Origin of the sequence: Alkalihalophilus lindianensis (genome assembly GCF_032843265.1) — a bacterium.
Classification (GTDB): Bacteria; Bacillota; Bacilli; order Bacillales; family Bacillaceae_D; genus Alkalihalophilus; species Alkalihalophilus lindianensis.
The window spans coordinates 1-243 of the sequence record NZ_JAWJBA010000886.1 but is presented as its reverse complement, the minus strand read 5'-3'; the positions used below and the strand labels follow the sequence as shown (position 1 = coordinate 243).

The window sequence follows — 243 nt, the reverse complement described above, 5'->3', positions numbered from 1 at the left end:
ATTTCAACATCCGGTACTTATCAAGGTCACCTTTTACCTCTTGACCATCCACCTCATTGATGCGGCCAACCCAAACTTCACGAGCTTCTACATGCTCAACAATACCGGCATGCTTACAAATTACAGCTGCACCGGAGTCCTTGCCTGATACATATTCCATACCGGTCCCAACTCTCGGAGCTTCAGGCTGCATAAGTGGTACAGCTTGTCGCTGCATGTTTGCCCCCATCAACGCTCGGTTAG

Annotated in this window: 1 protein-coding gene; it reads right to left on the bottom strand. The window is 49.4% G+C overall.

Annotated features, from left to right (window positions below; translation table 11 throughout):
• The coding region (locus RYX56_RS24675) for a hypothetical protein (protein WP_317124430.1) at positions 1-243 on the bottom strand (243 nt) is incomplete at both ends.